The following is a 14,836-nucleotide window of genomic DNA, read 5'->3' on the forward strand; positions in this document are numbered from 1 at the left end:
TATGCTTGGTTCCAATTGCAGCATTTTTGAGCAAGTTACGAGAATAAAATGAGAGCAGAATTCAAACACTTCGAACTCGGTTAATACAAATATGATTCAGAATGCTATTCGGAACTACGACCGATCGGAAGTACTGTTATCTGGATAAACTTAATGCTCACTTGTGTTCATGAAAGGGGGCGCAGAGAGATAATCATGAGCAAGAAAGCAGCAGTAATAAAAGGTGACGGCGTCGGTCCGGAACTCGTTGAGAACATGCTACGGGTGGCAGAGGCTGTCGGTACGAATATCGAGTTCATACAATGCGAAGCGGGCGCCGAATGGTGGCAGCAGCACGGCGGAGATTCGCTTATCCCAGAAGAGACGTGGAAGATACTGGAGAGCACGGATGCTGCCTTCAAAGGTCCGACCACAACTCCCGGCGGCGCAGGTTCCCCGAAGAGCGTGGCTGTATCTATCCGCCAGAAGTTCAACCTTTATGCAAATGTCAGGCCTGTAAAATCCTTCCCCAACACCCAGATACCGCTTGGGGATGTTGATTTCGTATGCGTGCGGGAGGGTACCGAAGGGTTCTATTTTGCCAAGGAGATCCAGTTGACAGATGACGTTTTTATCTCGATACGAAAAATCACGCGGTCAGCATGCAGGAACGTGGCACGCTATGCATTTGAAGAGGCGGCACGCCGCGACTGGAAGAGCGTTGTGGCTATCCATAAGAGCAATATACTGAAGCAGACGGACGGGACATTTATCGAGGAAGTCAGGAAGACGGGCGAGAATTATCCCGGTATCGAGATGGAAGAATACCATATCGACAACATCGCGCAGCAGCTGATAAAGAACCCGCAGCTCTTCAACCGGAAAATCCTTCTCTCAACCAACCTTTTCATGGACATCCTGAGCGAGGAGTGCTCTGCGCTTGTGGGCAGCATCGGGCTCATTTACTCTGCCAATATAGGGGATAGCTATGCCATGTTCGAGCCTGCGCACGGCTCTGCGCCAAAATACGCGGGGCAGGATAAGGTGAACCCTGTGGCGACGGTACTTGCAGGCGCGTGGCTGCTTGATTATCTGGGTGAGAAAGAGAACTCGAAAGCGATATTTGAGGCTACTGAGAGCGTTATAGCAGAGGGAAAATACCTCACCTATGACCTCGGCGGAAGCGCAAGGCAGAGCGAGATGGTGGATGCGATAATAAAGAAGCTCAGGTAGGCTTGGTTTGGATATCAACAACGAACTTGGACGAACTCAATACGAACTCAACCAGAGTTCACTGTGAGTTCTTATCGAGTTAGTTGTTCTACCCCATCTTAACCAAAAATCATCCCCATGCCGCTGGCTGCGTTCTCCTCTTCCGCGACGAAAGCAGCAGTCACAAGCTTCTTCTCCTCTCCAATCAGCTTCTCAAGACCCACACCCTCGAATTTTTCCTCGGCGCGGTCGATATCCTCGGAATTGGCTTTTATATACAGGAAATAACCTTTGCGCTCACTCCCCAGGAGCTTGCAGCACTCCCTTACGATATAACCTATGCGTTTGAAAAAATCATCTTCCAGCACTTTTGCGACATCTTTGCTGACCTTGTCTTCATAGAAATAAACAGATTCCATAATTTTCCTCAAGGTCTTATTGGAGGTAGCGGTTAATAAATAATTCCAAGCGCCGGTTTAACCTTTACTCGATTCAAAAAATTTGGAGGGATAGGTGATGGTTTTATTGACCATTAAGACAAACCTCTGCTATCAGCACTCTCAGGTACATCCATTTATTCGAGGATATACTATTGATTGATGCTTTATGGCATATCTTGCAGTTCACTCATGAGCCTGAAATACAGTATGCTCAAAAGAACAAAAACCAGACCAAGAAACACTATCAAGACCAATGCGGTTGCATAAAATCCCGGGGTTTGTAAGTTGTATAAGACAACCAGAAACATAGCCCCGATTAATCCTACCATCAATATTTTAAGAAAACCAAGGTATTCCTTTACATAATCTTTTTGCGTCATGTTCAACCCGTATAATAATTAACGAACTACTATAAAGATACAGCGGAGGCGATAACAGTGGTACTGTATAAACATTCACCTTTTATGCGAATCCAAAATAAGTTTATGGGCAGGTTGGGGAGTGGGGGTTAGTATTAAAAAAGTTATTTTCCTGCCCACAATTATTACTGAACAATCCTATTGTATTTAAAGATTATTATGACCGGTTAAATACAGTCATGGTAGATTAAATACAGTCACGGTTGATTAAATTTGGTCTGGATTAGTATCAATTTTTAAACTTATCCTTAAGTGAAAAAATTACCCGGGATCAAAACAGTTTTGTTATAATGACATCGTAGGACTTGGGGTCAAGAAGCATCACCAGCCTTCCGGTCTTGTTATTCGCGAAGGCGAGGTCGGTCGCAAGGGCGAAATCGACTTTTCCGGAAATCTCTTTCATCATTGATTCCGCGATCTGTGATGATGCGCCTGTTTTGAATGAAGGTGCTTTAAGCAATATAGGCATTCCGATATATTCGGATATAGCACTAACATACTGGCCCCCGAAAATATTGGCTGTTTCCTTCAACGTGGAAGTTATATCCTCCGTAAATTCTTTGACCAAAGCGCCCGGTTGATTGCAAAGGAGTTCATTCGCGATCGATAAAGCCACGTCTTTTGAGAAAAACAGTATCACAGTACCGTTCATCTCCCCTGATTCGCTTTTGCCGTGGAGGTTAACTTCAACTGATGCAATGTATTCCCCCAGGCTGACTATTTCTTCACTCAACTGGTCTATCGGCAGTGTGCGTAACCGGGATTGGAGTGACTCTGCCTCCTCACCTCCAAGCTGGGTTACCGCCGATGCAGCCTCTGTCATTCCCGACTTCCCGATATCTGATAAAAGCCTGACTGCCGAATCTACGTTCTCCGCGGATTTTACAGGCGGGGGGGTTGCCTGAGTTTTTTCTATTACTTTTACTACCTCAGGCTGCGGTTTTATTTCCACCAACTTTTGTTCGGGTTTCAATGGCTTAACTTCATCTGCCTTTGGTTCAGTCTTTGCGGTTATTATCTCCGGGATATCCGGTTCGTCACTTACCGGTGCGATTGCCTGTACTTTCAGTCCGGGTTTTGCAACCTTGACCTTCGCTGCCACTTCAGGTTCGGCTTTTTCCTGTTGTGACCTCCTCCTGACCAGCTGTGCTTCCATCCGGATCTCGTCATCGGTCCCTGAATCCGGCTCTGTCTCATCAGGAACAGCATAATGTCTTGCGGTCTCTTTTCTCCTTAAAGCCCTTCTTTTGGGATATTCCTCAGGAACAAAATCCTCCGGATAGGGCTGCTCCTCTTCTACTTCTTCCCTTTCCGGCTCATCTCCTGCGTCCCCGGCAACCTCATAATCGACTTGTCTCTCTGCCTGTTTCCTTCCCAATTTTATTCTGGCTCTTGCCGCCTCCCCGCCGCTTACTGCCGGGTTTCCTCCGGGAGTTGCCACCCGCATCCATACCGAACTTGTATCTCCTTCGCTGTCCCTGTACCTTAATAGAATATCAACAGAAACCAATCCGTTAAAATCGTTTTTTAAGCCCAGGATGACCCTGCGGGTGCTCTTCTGGTTCGCATTTATAATATCCTTTACTGCCACATCTCCAGAGAACTTCACTTTGCCTGTCTTTGAATTCCCTTCTGCCCTGGTTATGTAATCGCAATCAAGCCTGTCCATGGGAACATCAAGCGTCACCAGGGGAATATCTGGATCCGATGAGGAAATCCTGTCATCTCCGTCCTTGTAATTGCCGTTACCCCTGTTTTTCTTACCATCTACACTTGATTCTATCCTGTCTATTGCTTCCCTGGCATGTTTCCTTACCTCAGTTGAGCCGCTCTCCAGCATGGATTCAAGGGCAGTGATAGCACGTTTATCACCTATCCTGCCTAATGCCCACGCTGCGTATATCTGAACGTTCTCACTCGGGTCGTTTAAAAGCCCGATAAGAGGCAGAACAGCCTTCACATCACCTATCTCACCCAGGGACCACGCCGAATTTGCGCGAACCTGGATATCATCCTTTTCAAGAAGCCCGACCAGAGGCCTGATGGCTTTCCTGTACCGCAGTTCCCCCAGGATGCGTACTGCTTCCCTTATCTCCTTCACATCCCCTGCTTCCAGGATGCAGAGCAGCCCTTCAACATCTCCGCTCCGCTTCATTTCTTTTAAATCCGTGTGGTCGAAAGGCAATCAGATTACCTCTTTTGTTAAAGCAATATCAAAGATAACTTTTTTTCTGTATTTTTATAACTCTTTAGTTATATTCGCATTGGATTCACACTGATATAAATAAAGGTGTGAAGACGAGTATACATATAAAAGCCAGAATACCAGAGATGGTTTAAAATAATATAATAATTAAAACATGAATATAAAAATATCAATATGTCTTTTACTGCTCGGTTTTGCCCCTGCTGCATCCGCAAGCATGATAGATACCGTCTGGGTGGCAAGATCCTCCGGGTTTATAGGAGCGAACGATACGCTGACGTTTGAGGATTACCTTATAAAGGCTAAGACCGTAGATGCTACGAGTGCCTTTATCGAAGTTTATAAAGGCATGAACAAGATAGAACAAAAAGAATTCAATACCAATGAGTACAGGGAATATAAGAATATAAGGGTAACACTGCTCGGCATATGGGACAAGTATTCCTGGGTTTCGATAAGCAAACCCGAGAGTAAAGCCATCTGGAAACCGGCAGGTAATAAAATGCTGAAATGGGGAGAAAAATACGAGTTCATGAACTATACTCTCAGCGCGGAAAGTTTCGGCTCAGGATCTGTAAACCTGACGATATCCGGCAAAGAAACGTCTGAAACAAGGTCTTTTTCAAAGGACAGCTACGGTGATTATGGGAATCTGCGGATCACAGTTACAAATATAAGCCAGGATGGTTTGGTTGGGCTTGAATTCCTGACTTATCCCTTACCCGGAGTTAAAGCCAGTATTTCCACGGATAAGGAGGAATACTACCCCGATGAAAATATTCAGGTTACAGTGAACGCAGCAAGCGATGTTGATCTGAATATAGAAGGTATTATCCTTGAAAGCAGCGCAAACACGGAGGTGCTGCCTGCCATGTTCTCGGCTACCAATACCACAGGCACAGCGTACTTCAGGTCCAGGATCAAACAATCGCCTGGAAATTCCACGGTTACCATCACAGCAACAATACTGGCACGCGATTATTACGGCAACGAATATTCAAACAGGATCAGTAAAACCGTCCATATCATGCCAGTTATTTCAATAACAAAGTGGGCAGCCCCGGATACTGATGAACAGAATGTTACAGTTAATCTTTTTGTTTACAACGGGGGCTCAACGGAAGAATCGATAAGCGTTTATGATACTGTTTACGATGGAAAAAAAGATTTAAAGCAGCTCAACTGGACTATAAAACTCAAACCCGGGGTTTCATCTAATATCGAGTACCATACCCCGGTCCAAACAGCAGGACAGTATATACTACCGCCTGCGATGGCAAAATGGAAAATGAATACATCATTATCGAAAGAAGCGGTGGTAACTATCCACGGACCCCTGGTAGTTATTACAAAATCCGCTGCAAAAGCAGGTAATCTCCTTAATGTGAAGCTGGATATAAATAACACAGGGGATAGACCCGCTATCGTGAACCTGTCCGACAAAATACCCGCCGGACAACCTGTTGTGAGCGGGATTGCAGCATGGTCTGGTATGCTTGAGGCCGGAGAACATACCGTTATCATATATTCTTTGCCGGGTGATATTATATCCCTGCCTGCTGCCGGTGCGGTCTACCGGGACATCCACGGGTTCGCAAGGGAGGCGCAATCGAACACAGTTGAGATAAGCGGTGCCGGGAATAATGTCGATACTGAGAGTACAATAAGCAAAATGAATACTGATTCGCCTTTAAAAGCAACGCCGGATGAAATTCTCTCATTCATGGTCTCATCATTTGCGGTTATCTCAGGGATATTCGCCGGTGTGGCAGTTGTTGTTTATATTTTAATAAGGTTAAAGAGGAGATGATAAATTATGGAAATACTTTCGTTTCTGGTCTTTTTGATATACACGCTTATTATTCTGATGGTTCTCATTTATGTCTCGCCATTGCTCTCCGCGCTTGTGCTGGTGTTCCTCCCGGTCTTAGCCATTTATTTACTGCCCGAATGGACAATGGAATTCTTTTCGCAGATACAATTTTCCATAGTTGTGCCCGTGTATAATATCCATATCCTGCTTTTGATATGGTCTGCATTTATAGGGATTGTGACCTATGTCGAGATCTCATCATGGTACCTTTTAAGAGAGCCTGAGCCTAAAAACAGAAAAAACCGGCTCCTGACGGGCTGCCAGAGGAGGTATCAAAGGATGCATCAAAAGCCGGACAGACCACGCTCAAGGATTTTGTAGAGAAACTTATGATGATACTGAAAGGGCAAAAACCAAAGTAAAACTACTGCACACCCTTATCTGTCAGCATGAATTCGCAGTGAGCACCTTCGCTCTTTGACCTGTGCTTCTGGAGAGTCGCCTTTCGCCTGGATATTCCCGTCCGCTCAAGAAGGATGATGGTCTTTGAGAGATGCTCAAGCGCAGTCCCACCGATCGGGTATATCTCTCCCGTATTAACGTCTTTATAAACCTGGTTCGTTATTACCACAGCCACGTCGTGTCTCCTGGCTATCCCGTGAAGGATGCCGATCTGGTTCACAAGCTCGCGCCGCAATGCTATGTTCTCCTCGCCCTTATCGTCCTGGGTAAGCCCGAGCCTGTAATAAAGCGCCGCAGAGTCCAGTACTATCAGACCTATTCTCTCGTTCATGAGTTTCCCGAGATCCACGATGGCGGAGTACTGCTGCTCCATGCTTGCAGGTTCGTATATGACTATGTCGCTTGCTATTTTTTTTGTCTCCTCACCCGCTATCTGCCTGAACCGCTCGGCCGAGAAACCTTCGGTATCTATGTAAATGACCTTCTTCCCGCTCCTTACGCATTCAACTGCCAGTTGCATACAGATATTTGTCTTTCCGGTACCTGAAGCGCCGTAAAGCTGCGTGACTATCCCTGTTTCAAACCCCCCGCCAAGAAGGTCGTCTATGCACCTGCAACCGCAGGAAATCCTGTCCTGTTTTTTTATGCTGCTCACTCCCTCTTGATCGGTAGTTTTTCCCATATATCCTTCATCGCTTCAACAGCAGCCCCGCCCTTATCTATGGGAGCGGCACTTTCCATATCAGCCCGGATAAGAGCGGTATCATACGGTATCGTGCCTATTACAGGAATGCCATATCCGTTAAGCTTATCCTCGATTTCTTGCAAATTTCCCCCTGCTTTATTTATTATGGCGCCGAAATTCCTTATATCTATCTGGCGGGCAAGTTCCACTATCCTTCCGGCAGTTTCTACAGACCGCGCCCCGGGTTCAACTACTATTAGCATTATATCTATCCCTTTTGTGGTGCCTCGCCCGAGATGCTCTATTCCTGCTTCCATGTCCAGGATCACAACGCTGTTCATCTTCAGGATAACATGGCGCAGGAGAGCCTTCAGGAACGAGCTTGCAGGGCACATGCAGCCGCTCCCTCCCCTCTCGACAGTGCCCAGCACGAGCAATTTCACATTGTCAGGTCCTGTAACGCCGAATCTCTCAACGATATCATCTACCTTTGGATTTAATTTGAACATGCCGGAAGGTCCGCCTGCTCTTTCATCGATGAGTTCCTTAAATTCGGTCAGGGGTCGGGGCGGGTTCTTTATACCGAGCGCCGAAGCAAGGTTCATGCTCGGGTCGGCGTCTATTGCAAGCACGTCATAATCTTCCCTTGCAAGAAGCCGTGCAAGTGTGCCTGAAACAGTTGTCTTCCCGACACCGCCTTTACCTGATATTGCAATTTTTATCATTATGTATCAATAAACTCTACTTTTATTTCGTCATTTATCGTTATGAGCGCCGCCTGCCCTTTTGACGCGACACCGGGATTGACCACAAGAGTGCCGTTCACCTTCACCGAACCCCGCCCCTCGTGTATATGTCCGCATACGATGAGGTCAAACCTTCCAAGATACCGGGCCAATGCTTCGCTTCCCGCATTCCCGCGCGGCACTTTATCCAGCGTATTTCGCGGCGGGGCATGGGAGAGCAGGATTATCCTGCCTTTTAAATTTGCCAGTAATGCGCCGATATACTCGCCGATCTTCTTTTCCGAAAGTTCAAAGGGCGTATTGAACGGAGTGGGATTTGAGCCCCCAAGACCTACAAAGGTCAGGTCATTGAGGGCATACGATGAATTATGAAGGTTTATGGGGTTCTCATCCAGCAGCCTGAGGAGTGAGAGATTGTCGCAATTACCCGGTACTGCAAGCACGGGTTCCTTGAACATCCCCAGCAGTTCAAGCGCATGCTCATCAGGCCCGAAATTCGTTATATCGCCTGCTATCAGTACGGCATCAATATCCCCTGCCTTGTCCCGGAGGGCTTCGATATGTGAATAATCGCCGTGAAGGTCTGATAATGCAAGAAATTTCATAGAACTTAGTAATAGTTTATCGTTTATATTTGTAATGTTGTGAATCTTTTAACTTCTTATCTATATTGAATATATGGGCTATAAACCCAGTGCTCCCCCTCGCTATCATGTACACATATGTTCCCCCTGCCTCCCGGTTTGAACCCCCTGAACCTCTCAAGAAGCATAATCGATTCTCTAATTTCAGTAACGTATCGTTCTTTTAGCGATGCGGCAATCTTTTTACTCTCTTCATCACTGGTTTCTTCCCCAAGCCCCGCGCACTCAGAAACCATCAGGTGCCCGTCCTGCAAATAGAACGGATAGGTTTTGCAGATACGCGGTCTGCACTCATATGCCTGGCACAGACCATTCTTTAGAAAAACGCAGTCTCCTTCTCTTCTCAGAACCCATTCAAAGGTATGGATATTCCCTTCCGAATCCGTATCCTCCGAAGGTGTCGGGATTACTATTTCCTCCTTGTCCAGTCCTGTTTTCTCGCATATGCTCCTTATTTCGCGGGGGAATACGGATACTGTGTTATCCCCGTATTCAGCTTTGCAGCACTGCGCGCACTTTTTGCATTTAAATCCCGCAGCTTTTATGTTAGCTGCAAGCTGTTTTTCATCTATGCCGGCAGTATCTTTCAGGGCTTTTTCCAGATAATCGATTCTCCGTCTCATTCTCACTAACCCATTTTCTTTGCTGCAAGTTCGATCGCCTCAAAAAGGCTATCTCTTGGCATGATCGTGGCAACAGGTATGCGGAGCACCTTCTCGACCGTGGTGCTCACAATGGGTGCGCAGACCACAGCTTTTGCCCCATCCCTTTCAGCTCTGATAGCGGCGATGATAGCTTCTTCCATTGATGTGGCAGAGTATTCCCTGATCGTCAGGAGGTGCCCCCCTACTTTCAGCTTTTTCTCTGTGATGTAATCCAGAACAGGACGCGCCGCAATGACGGCAATAAAATCATTTTTCTCGGTCCCTTCCATTTTCCTGAGCACCTTCACTATCTGCCGCAGGGTCTTGATATTAGGCTCGCGGTGTCCTGATAGTAGTTTGTATATGGTGCTTGGCGGTATGCCTGAGCGTTCGCTGAATTCCGCCGCCGACAGGTGATGCTCTTCTTTGATTATCCTTCCGAACTCCTTGATGAACGCCTCATCCGATTCTGCTGCTGCCTTTATCAGGTCATCTGCTGTCATGATTACCTCTTATCACGATCGTATATATTTTACTGATTATTAATACATTTGGGTTATTCCGCATAACAATCAGGAAAAGTTAAATAAGGCATGGTCAGAAAGATAATAATTAACTATTACAGAGGGAAACCATGAGAAACTTATTGAAGATATTGTTTGTTGTCGGTTTGGCTATACTTGTAGCAGGATGCCTTGAAAGTAACAAAGCCCCGGAGACCGATGTGCCAGTCAATCTTGTAAAGATGAGCGGGCAGGATATGGTGCAGAGGCTCGGTACAGGCGAAATAGCGGGATTTATAATGTGGGAACCCTACCCGTCATTAGCCGTTACTAAAGGGTACGGGAAACCCCTGTTATATTCGGGCGATATATGGGAAGAGCATCCCTGCTGTGTGGTTGCATACGATTATGACTGGCATAAGAACACAAACAATTCAGATGAGATACTCAAACGCATGGCTCTTGTGCAGCTAAAATCGGTGAATTATATCAATAATGCAAAAAGTCCGGGTTCGCCCGACCACGAGGAATTGATCAACTTTACACTGGATTTCGGAGGTCTCACCGACCGGAATGCAGCTAATATGAGCCTTTTCGATGTTGAGTTCGTATACGCTACGGATGTTCCGAAAACAGCGGCTTTTATTGAAAAGATACAGGACTTCGGGATATTTGACCCTGCAAAATGGAACCAGTCGGGGTATAAGAACGCGTCAGATTATGCTAACTCGCTGATAACCAACCAGTATGTTGAATGGGCTGTGCAGAACAAGGATGCCGATCTTAGCAGCCTGTCGCTGAAAGAACCCGTGACCGTGCGCTACGGCTACCTTATCAATGATATACACGAACTTCCGTTCTACGTTGCATGGAAAAAAGGCTGGTATAAGGATGCAGGGATAAATATCACCCTCGCGGAAGGAGCCCCGTTCCAGAACGGCGCATTCGAGATGCAGAATGGTTTTAAAGCCGGAACTGTGGACGTGGGAAGCCTGGGCATCCCCCCTGTTATCATTCACAGGATAAACAGCAACGATTTCACGATCGATGATGCGCGTGTCGGGGTCATAGCAGGGATGAACGATGAAGGTTCCGTGGTAGTTGTAGCGAGTAACATAACCTCGCTGAAAGACCTGAGAGGAAAGACCGTTGGATACCCCGGACCGGGTACGATACAGCATGTGCTTTTCCTGATGGCAGCAGATAAGGACGGCGTCAAGGTCGTTACTTAATGAAAAATTATTCCGGCAGAAGAGGATTGGTCATAAACATCCTCTCCCTTTTCTTTTTTGTGCTATTATGGCATGTTCTAGTAATACTTGCAAGGGATAATGTTTTCAACATCCCTTTCATGCGCCTGCGGGACGTCCCAACGCCTCCTGAAACATATTATGCATTGATGGATTCATTGTTCACACGAACCTACGGACCTTCATTTACATACGGGATCGTTGATCATACGGGTGCCAGCCTCCAGCGTGTCATCCAGGGCGGTATTATCGCTTTTATCATAGGAGTCCCTGTGGGCATAGGAATAGGTTATTCGAAGCTCATACACAGCGTCCTGAACCCGATCATTGAAATTATAAGAAATATGCCCCCGATGGCATGGATACCTCTGGCTATATTTATCCTGGTCACAGGCGGTTCGATCTTCATCGTGTTTATCGGCACGGTTTTCCCCATAATCCTCAATACTATTTACGGCGTGAGATCGACCGATGTACGGTTGGTTGATGCCGCAAAAACACTCGGAGCATCAGGATCAAAGATAGTTACAAAAGTTATTATCCCTTCTGCTCTTCCTTCCATAATCGCCGGTTTGCGGATCGGGCTTGGTGTCGGCTGGATGGCGATCGTGGCTGCCGAGATGGTTATCAGGAGCCCTGTTGGTCTTGGTTACTTTATCTGGAACATGGGTGACCTGGGGCGCTATGCCGAAATGGTGGCAGGTATGATAGTTATAGGCGTCATCGGGTACATTATGAATATCAGCATACTTCTTCTGCAAAAGAGGTTCATAAAATGGGCAGGTTAGTCTTACAGGGCGTTTCCCGGAAGTTCAATGATTTTCTTGCAATCTCGGATGTGAACCTCGCAGTAGAGGATGGGGAGTTCGTCTGTCTTCTCGGTCCGAGCGGGTGCGGGAAAACCACGCTACTTCGCCTCGTTGCAGGGCTTGAGACGCCGACTGAGGGTGCGCTTTTCCTTGACGGGAAAAAAATAGAGGGCGTAAACAGGGAATGCGGTTTCGTGTTCCAGGAATATGTACTGTTCCCGTGGAGGACCGTAAAAGGCAATATCGAGTTCGGACCCGAAGTTAAAAAGGTGTCCAAAGAGGAGCGCGAGAGAATCTCGCAGCACTATATCGAGCTTGTGGGCTTGAAAGGGTTTGAGGACCACTATCCTCACGAGCTGTCCGGGGGAATGAAGCAGAGGGTCGGGATTGCAAGGGCATATGCCAACAACCCGAAGCTCTTATTGATGGATGAACCCTTCGGCGCGCTTGACGCCCAGACGAGGAACCTCATGCAGGCTGAACTCCTGAGGATATGGGAGAAAGAGCATATAAGCGCCCTGTTCGTCACCCACAGCGTGGATGAGGCGGTCTATCTTGCAGACAGGGTAGCTGTGATGTCAGCCCGCCCGGGCACGGTAAAGGAGATGTTCAAGAACAACCTTCCCCGCCCCAGGGTGAGGACAAGCCCTGAAGCCAATGCCCTGCGGGATGCGGTACTCAGGTCGCTCGGCGCGGAGATTAAAAGGGCGGCAGGGGTTTATTAAAATGGGCAAAAACAGGACAATAAACCACGGAGTCGGCTATGAACGCGGTTCATAGATGGCGATGAAAAGGTACAACAAAATAGGCATCAACAACGAACTAATACGAACTCACAACGAACTCCGGTTGCGTAAGTTCGTATCAGTTCGTATTAGTTCGTTGTTTAAGTAGTGTCTGTTTTCATACCAGTGCACAGAGATTGTTGCTTTTACTCTGTGTTCTCTGTGACTCCGTGGCGATTGTTTTTATATATGCCATGAAATTTAGGACTACCTATTTTTCTATATCTGCGTGTTATAACTATAAACGGAAAGAATCCCTATCTTATAAAATGGGAGTAAATATTGTACAGGAAAATAATATCTGCCGTAGATGGCTCTTTCCATTCAGAGCTTGCAGCCCGCCATGCTGTGGCTATAGCCTCTTCCCTGGGCAGCCAGCTCACGGTGCTTGCGGTCGATGCAGGGGAAGTGGAGCGGAAGAAATTATCCTATGCAATAGAGCACCTGCGCCAGCATGCCGGTACTTACGGCATACAGGCAAAGGGCATTATCAGAAAAGGGGAAGTCGTTAAGACCATATTAGCTGTTATCAATGAGGAGAACGCTGATCTTTTAGTCCTTGCAAAATTCTACAGTTACAAAGTCGAGATATTGCATGTGATAGAATTCCCGCGCTGGTACGACCTTCCGTGGATAAGACTCTACACAATGCGCAGGCAAGGCGAAGAAACTATGGCACCTGTTGCAGATGCGTTGAAGGCACTGGGGATTAATGTTGATGTGCGGGTGGTAGTTGCAGAGAGTAGTATAAACGCCATACCCAAGGAAGCCGCAATCGGAAGGCACAGCATGGCTCTCATGGGAGCAAGCAGGCGGAGCATTTTAAAAGAGGTGGTATACGGAAATCCGATAGAACGGATGCTGTCCAGCATACTCTGCGATGTTCTGATCTGGAGGCGGAGGCTGTGAAAATACAGGCTTTAGACAGGGAAGATGTATTCCGGGAACTTGATACCACTCCGCAGGGTTTGACTGAAGAGGAAGCAAGGAAGCGGCTTTCGGATTTCGGGGAGAATATAATCTCTGAGAAAAAAAGAGCTTCCAGGCTGGTTCAATTTGCTTCGCACCTTGCAGACTGGCTTGGGAACGATACCAGCATGAGAAACCTGGCATATGCCTTATTCGCTGTTATCTTCATAAACGCCCTGTTCACTTTTTTCCAGGAATACAGGGCGGAAAAAGCCTCCGAGGCTTTAAAAAACTAATGCCCTACCTGGCAAGCGTGATCCGGGGCGGGAAAGAGATAAAGATACCTGCAAGACAGATAGTGCCCGGGGATATGATTATCATACGGGATGGGGACCGTGTGCCTGCTGATGCACGGATTATCAAGGCAGTTGACCTTGCGGTAGATAATTCACCCCTTACAGGAGAATCCGAGCCGCAGATAAGGAAGGATGGACCTGAATCCGGGGATGTAGAACCTGCCAACCTCATTTATTCCGGAACCACTGTGGTGAGAGGATACGGGATCGCGGTCGTTTTTGCAACGGGAATGGCAACAGAGTTCGGGAAGATAGCACATCTTACGCAGGAGGTCGGGGAAGCCCCGACGCCGCTTCAGCGTGAGCTGACTTTTGTGACGCGTGTAATTACTGTCATATCGGTCGGGCTTGGCTTCGTATTTTTCGTAATGGGAGAATCTATCGGCATAAGCCCGCAGGATAACTTCCTGTTCGCTATCGGGATCATAGCTGCAAACGTGCCTGAGGGATTGCTGCCCACCGTTACCCTCTCTTTATCCCTTGCAAGCCAGAGGATGGTAAGAAGGAATGCCCTCATAAAAAAACTCGCCTCGGTAGAAACCCTAGGGAGTGCAAATGTGATATTATGGGCGGGGTACGCGGTGAGTGGGAACGCGTGGATGAGATAGCGTTCACTTCCGAGCGGAAAATGATGAGCACTGTGAACAGGAAAGAGAACAGGCTTGTCCTGTACTCCAAAGGTGCGCCCGAAACGATACTTGCGAAGTGCACGCACATAGCAACCGGAGAGGGGATACGGAAACTCACTGATACTGATAAAGAGCGGATAGAAGCGCAGGTATCCGGTTATGCGGGCAGGGGCATGCGGCTGATAGCCTTTGAGAAAAAAGATATTGAGGGGGAGTACAAAAGGGAAAAACGAACTTGAGCAGGCTCTCAGGGGTGAGGTCCTGTTTGCAAGAGCTGCACCTGCGCTGAAAGAAGCCGATATCGGCGTGGCGATGTGAAAAACCTGTACTGACGTTGCAAGGGAA

At 47.2% G+C, this 14,836-nt stretch carries 18 protein-coding genes; 10 read left to right on the forward strand and 8 right to left on the reverse strand.

Annotated elements, in window-relative coordinates; all coding sequences use genetic code 11:
- The first annotated feature begins 195 nt into the window (after positions 1-195).
- Entirely contained in the window at positions 196-1,212 is a 1,017-nt protein-coding gene (locus MNV_RS01950) for an isocitrate/isopropylmalate dehydrogenase family protein (protein ID WP_096203701.1), read from the forward strand.
- A gap of 98 nt (positions 1,213-1,310) precedes the next feature.
- Here the strand turns inward: MNV_RS01950 and MNV_RS01955 are convergent, their stop codons facing one another.
- The 3 genes from MNV_RS01955 to MNV_RS01965 all read right to left on the reverse strand — a co-directional run bounded on the left by MNV_RS01955 (position 1,311) and on the right by MNV_RS01965 (position 4,235).
- Positions 1,311-1,610 (reverse strand): hypothetical protein, encoded by a 300-nt coding sequence (locus tag MNV_RS01955; protein ID WP_096203702.1) that lies wholly within the window; start codon positions 1,608-1,610, stop codon positions 1,311-1,313.
- Positions 1,611-1,795: 185 nt separating this feature from the next.
- Complete coding sequence (locus MNV_RS01960; protein ID WP_096203703.1) at positions 1,796-2,011, reverse strand: hypothetical protein; 216 nt, start codon at positions 2,009-2,011, stop codon at positions 1,796-1,798.
- A gap of 310 nt (positions 2,012-2,321) precedes the next feature.
- Positions 2,322-4,235, reverse strand: a complete 1,914-nt coding sequence (locus MNV_RS01965) for a HEAT repeat domain-containing protein (protein ID WP_096203704.1) — start codon at positions 4,233-4,235, stop codon at positions 2,322-2,324.
- 175 nt (positions 4,236-4,410) lie between these two features.
- On the opposite strand from MNV_RS01965, the gene MNV_RS01970 reads away from it, so the two are divergent.
- Positions 4,411-6,066 (forward strand): hypothetical protein, encoded by a 1,656-nt coding sequence (locus tag MNV_RS01970; protein ID WP_096203705.1) that lies wholly within the window; start codon positions 4,411-4,413, stop codon positions 6,064-6,066.
- 6 nt (positions 6,067-6,072) lie between these two features.
- Positions 6,073-6,450 (forward strand): hypothetical protein, encoded by a 378-nt coding sequence (locus tag MNV_RS01975; protein ID WP_096203706.1) that lies wholly within the window; start codon positions 6,073-6,075, stop codon positions 6,448-6,450.
- Between the two features lie 43 nt (positions 6,451-6,493).
- Here MNV_RS01975 and radB read toward each other — a convergent pair whose 3' ends face one another.
- From radB to MNV_RS02000, 5 genes are read right to left on the reverse strand one after another with little or no spacing between them, the layout of a single operon-like run.
- On the reverse strand, positions 6,494-7,213 hold the full coding sequence (radB, locus tag MNV_RS01980; RefSeq protein ID WP_096203707.1) for a DNA repair and recombination protein RadB: 720 nt from the start codon (positions 7,211-7,213) through the stop codon (positions 6,494-6,496).
- A complete protein-coding gene (locus tag MNV_RS01985) occupies positions 7,183-7,941 on the reverse strand; it encodes an ATP-binding protein (RefSeq protein WP_096203708.1) in 759 nt (252 codons plus the stop codon). Before MNV_RS01985 ends, radB begins: the two co-directional genes overlap by 31 nt.
- The gene (locus MNV_RS01990; protein WP_096203709.1) at positions 7,941-8,567 is read right to left on the reverse strand and encodes a metallophosphoesterase; all 627 of its coding nucleotides are present in this window, start codon (positions 8,565-8,567) and stop codon (positions 7,941-7,943) included. The genes MNV_RS01985 and MNV_RS01990 overlap by 1 nt, the downstream gene beginning before the upstream one ends.
- 56 nt (positions 8,568-8,623) lie before the next feature.
- Positions 8,624-9,229, reverse strand: a complete 606-nt coding sequence (locus MNV_RS01995; RefSeq protein WP_096203710.1) for a YkgJ family cysteine cluster protein — start codon at positions 9,227-9,229, stop codon at positions 8,624-8,626.
- 5 nt (positions 9,230-9,234) lie between these two features.
- Positions 9,235-9,756 (reverse strand): helix-turn-helix domain-containing protein, encoded by a 522-nt coding sequence (locus MNV_RS02000; RefSeq protein ID WP_096203711.1) that lies wholly within the window; start codon positions 9,754-9,756, stop codon positions 9,235-9,237.
- A 128-nt stretch (positions 9,757-9,884) separates the two neighbouring features.
- On the opposite strand from MNV_RS02000, the gene MNV_RS02005 reads away from it, so the two are divergent.
- The 7 genes from MNV_RS02005 to MNV_RS02035 all read left to right on the forward strand — a co-directional run bounded on the left by MNV_RS02005 (position 9,885) and on the right by MNV_RS02035 (position 14,730).
- Positions 9,885-10,985 carry an ABC transporter substrate-binding protein gene (locus tag MNV_RS02005; protein WP_096203712.1) on the forward strand — a complete coding sequence of 367 codons (1,101 nt, stop codon included), beginning with the start codon at positions 9,885-9,887 and terminating at the stop codon, positions 10,983-10,985.
- Positions 10,985-11,791, forward strand: a complete 807-nt coding sequence (locus tag MNV_RS02010) for an ABC transporter permease (RefSeq protein ID WP_096203713.1) — start codon at positions 10,985-10,987, stop codon at positions 11,789-11,791. Before MNV_RS02005 ends, MNV_RS02010 begins: the two co-directional genes overlap by 1 nt.
- On the forward strand, positions 11,779-12,537 hold the full coding sequence (locus tag MNV_RS02015) for an ABC transporter ATP-binding protein (protein WP_096203714.1): 759 nt from the start codon (positions 11,779-11,781) through the stop codon (positions 12,535-12,537). Before MNV_RS02010 ends, MNV_RS02015 begins: the two co-directional genes overlap by 13 nt.
- Positions 12,538-12,879: 342 nt before the next feature.
- On the forward strand, positions 12,880-13,506 hold the full coding sequence (locus MNV_RS02020) for a universal stress protein (protein WP_179293745.1): 627 nt from the start codon (positions 12,880-12,882) through the stop codon (positions 13,504-13,506).
- A complete protein-coding gene (locus MNV_RS02025; protein ID WP_179293746.1) occupies positions 13,503-13,802 on the forward strand; it encodes a cation-transporting P-type ATPase in 300 nt (99 codons plus the stop codon). Before MNV_RS02020 ends, MNV_RS02025 begins: the two co-directional genes overlap by 4 nt.
- Complete coding sequence (locus tag MNV_RS02030) at positions 13,802-14,470, forward strand: P-type ATPase (protein ID WP_096203717.1); 669 nt, start codon at positions 13,802-13,804, stop codon at positions 14,468-14,470. Before MNV_RS02025 ends, MNV_RS02030 begins: the two co-directional genes overlap by 1 nt.
- The gene (locus MNV_RS02035) at positions 14,428-14,730 is read left to right on the forward strand and encodes a hypothetical protein (RefSeq protein ID WP_096203718.1); all 303 of its coding nucleotides are present in this window, start codon (positions 14,428-14,430) and stop codon (positions 14,728-14,730) included. The genes MNV_RS02030 and MNV_RS02035 overlap by 43 nt, the downstream gene beginning before the upstream one ends.
- Positions 14,731-14,836: the final 106 nt, after the last annotated feature.

It is taken from the genome of Candidatus Methanoperedens nitratireducens (genome assembly GCF_900196725.1).
GTDB lineage: Archaea > Halobacteriota > Methanosarcinia > Methanosarcinales > Methanoperedenaceae > Methanoperedens > Methanoperedens nitroreducens_A.

What these genes read in the sequence shown, in the direction of transcription:
- MNV_RS01950 (WP_096203701.1), top strand. Translation starts at nt 196, where the DNA reads ATGAGCAAGAAAGCAGCAGTAATAAAAGGTGACGGCGTCGGTCCGGAA.
- MNV_RS01955 (WP_096203702.1), bottom strand. Translation starts at nt 1,610, where the DNA reads ATGGAATCTGTTTATTTCTATGAAGACAAGGTCAGCAAAGATGTCGCA.
- MNV_RS01960 (WP_096203703.1), bottom strand. Translation starts at nt 2,011, where the DNA reads ATGACGCAAAAAGATTATGTAAAGGAATACCTTGGTTTTCTTAAAATA.
- MNV_RS01970 (WP_096203705.1), top strand. Translation starts at nt 4,411, where the DNA reads ATGAATATAAAAATATCAATATGTCTTTTACTGCTCGGTTTTGCCCCT.
- MNV_RS01975 (WP_096203706.1), top strand. Translation starts at nt 6,073, where the DNA reads ATGGAAATACTTTCGTTTCTGGTCTTTTTGATATACACGCTTATTATT.
- radB (WP_096203707.1), bottom strand. Translation starts at nt 7,213, where the DNA reads ATGGGAAAAACTACCGATCAAGAGGGAGTGAGCAGCATAAAAAAACAG.
- MNV_RS01985 (WP_096203708.1), bottom strand. Translation starts at nt 7,941, where the DNA reads ATGATAAAAATTGCAATATCAGGTAAAGGCGGTGTCGGGAAGACAACT.
- MNV_RS01990 (WP_096203709.1), bottom strand. Translation starts at nt 8,567, where the DNA reads ATGAAATTTCTTGCATTATCAGACCTTCACGGCGATTATTCACATATC.
- MNV_RS01995 (WP_096203710.1), bottom strand. Translation starts at nt 9,229, where the DNA reads ATGAGACGGAGAATCGATTATCTGGAAAAAGCCCTGAAAGATACTGCC.
- MNV_RS02005 (WP_096203712.1), top strand. Translation starts at nt 9,885, where the DNA reads ATGAGAAACTTATTGAAGATATTGTTTGTTGTCGGTTTGGCTATACTT.
- MNV_RS02010 (WP_096203713.1), top strand. Translation starts at nt 10,985, where the DNA reads ATGAAAAATTATTCCGGCAGAAGAGGATTGGTCATAAACATCCTCTCC.
- MNV_RS02015 (WP_096203714.1), top strand. Translation starts at nt 11,779, where the DNA reads ATGGGCAGGTTAGTCTTACAGGGCGTTTCCCGGAAGTTCAATGATTTT.
- MNV_RS02030 (WP_096203717.1), top strand. Translation starts at nt 13,802, where the DNA reads ATGCCCTACCTGGCAAGCGTGATCCGGGGCGGGAAAGAGATAAAGATA.
- MNV_RS02035 (WP_096203718.1), top strand. Translation starts at nt 14,428, where the DNA reads ATGGGCGGGGTACGCGGTGAGTGGGAACGCGTGGATGAGATAGCGTTC.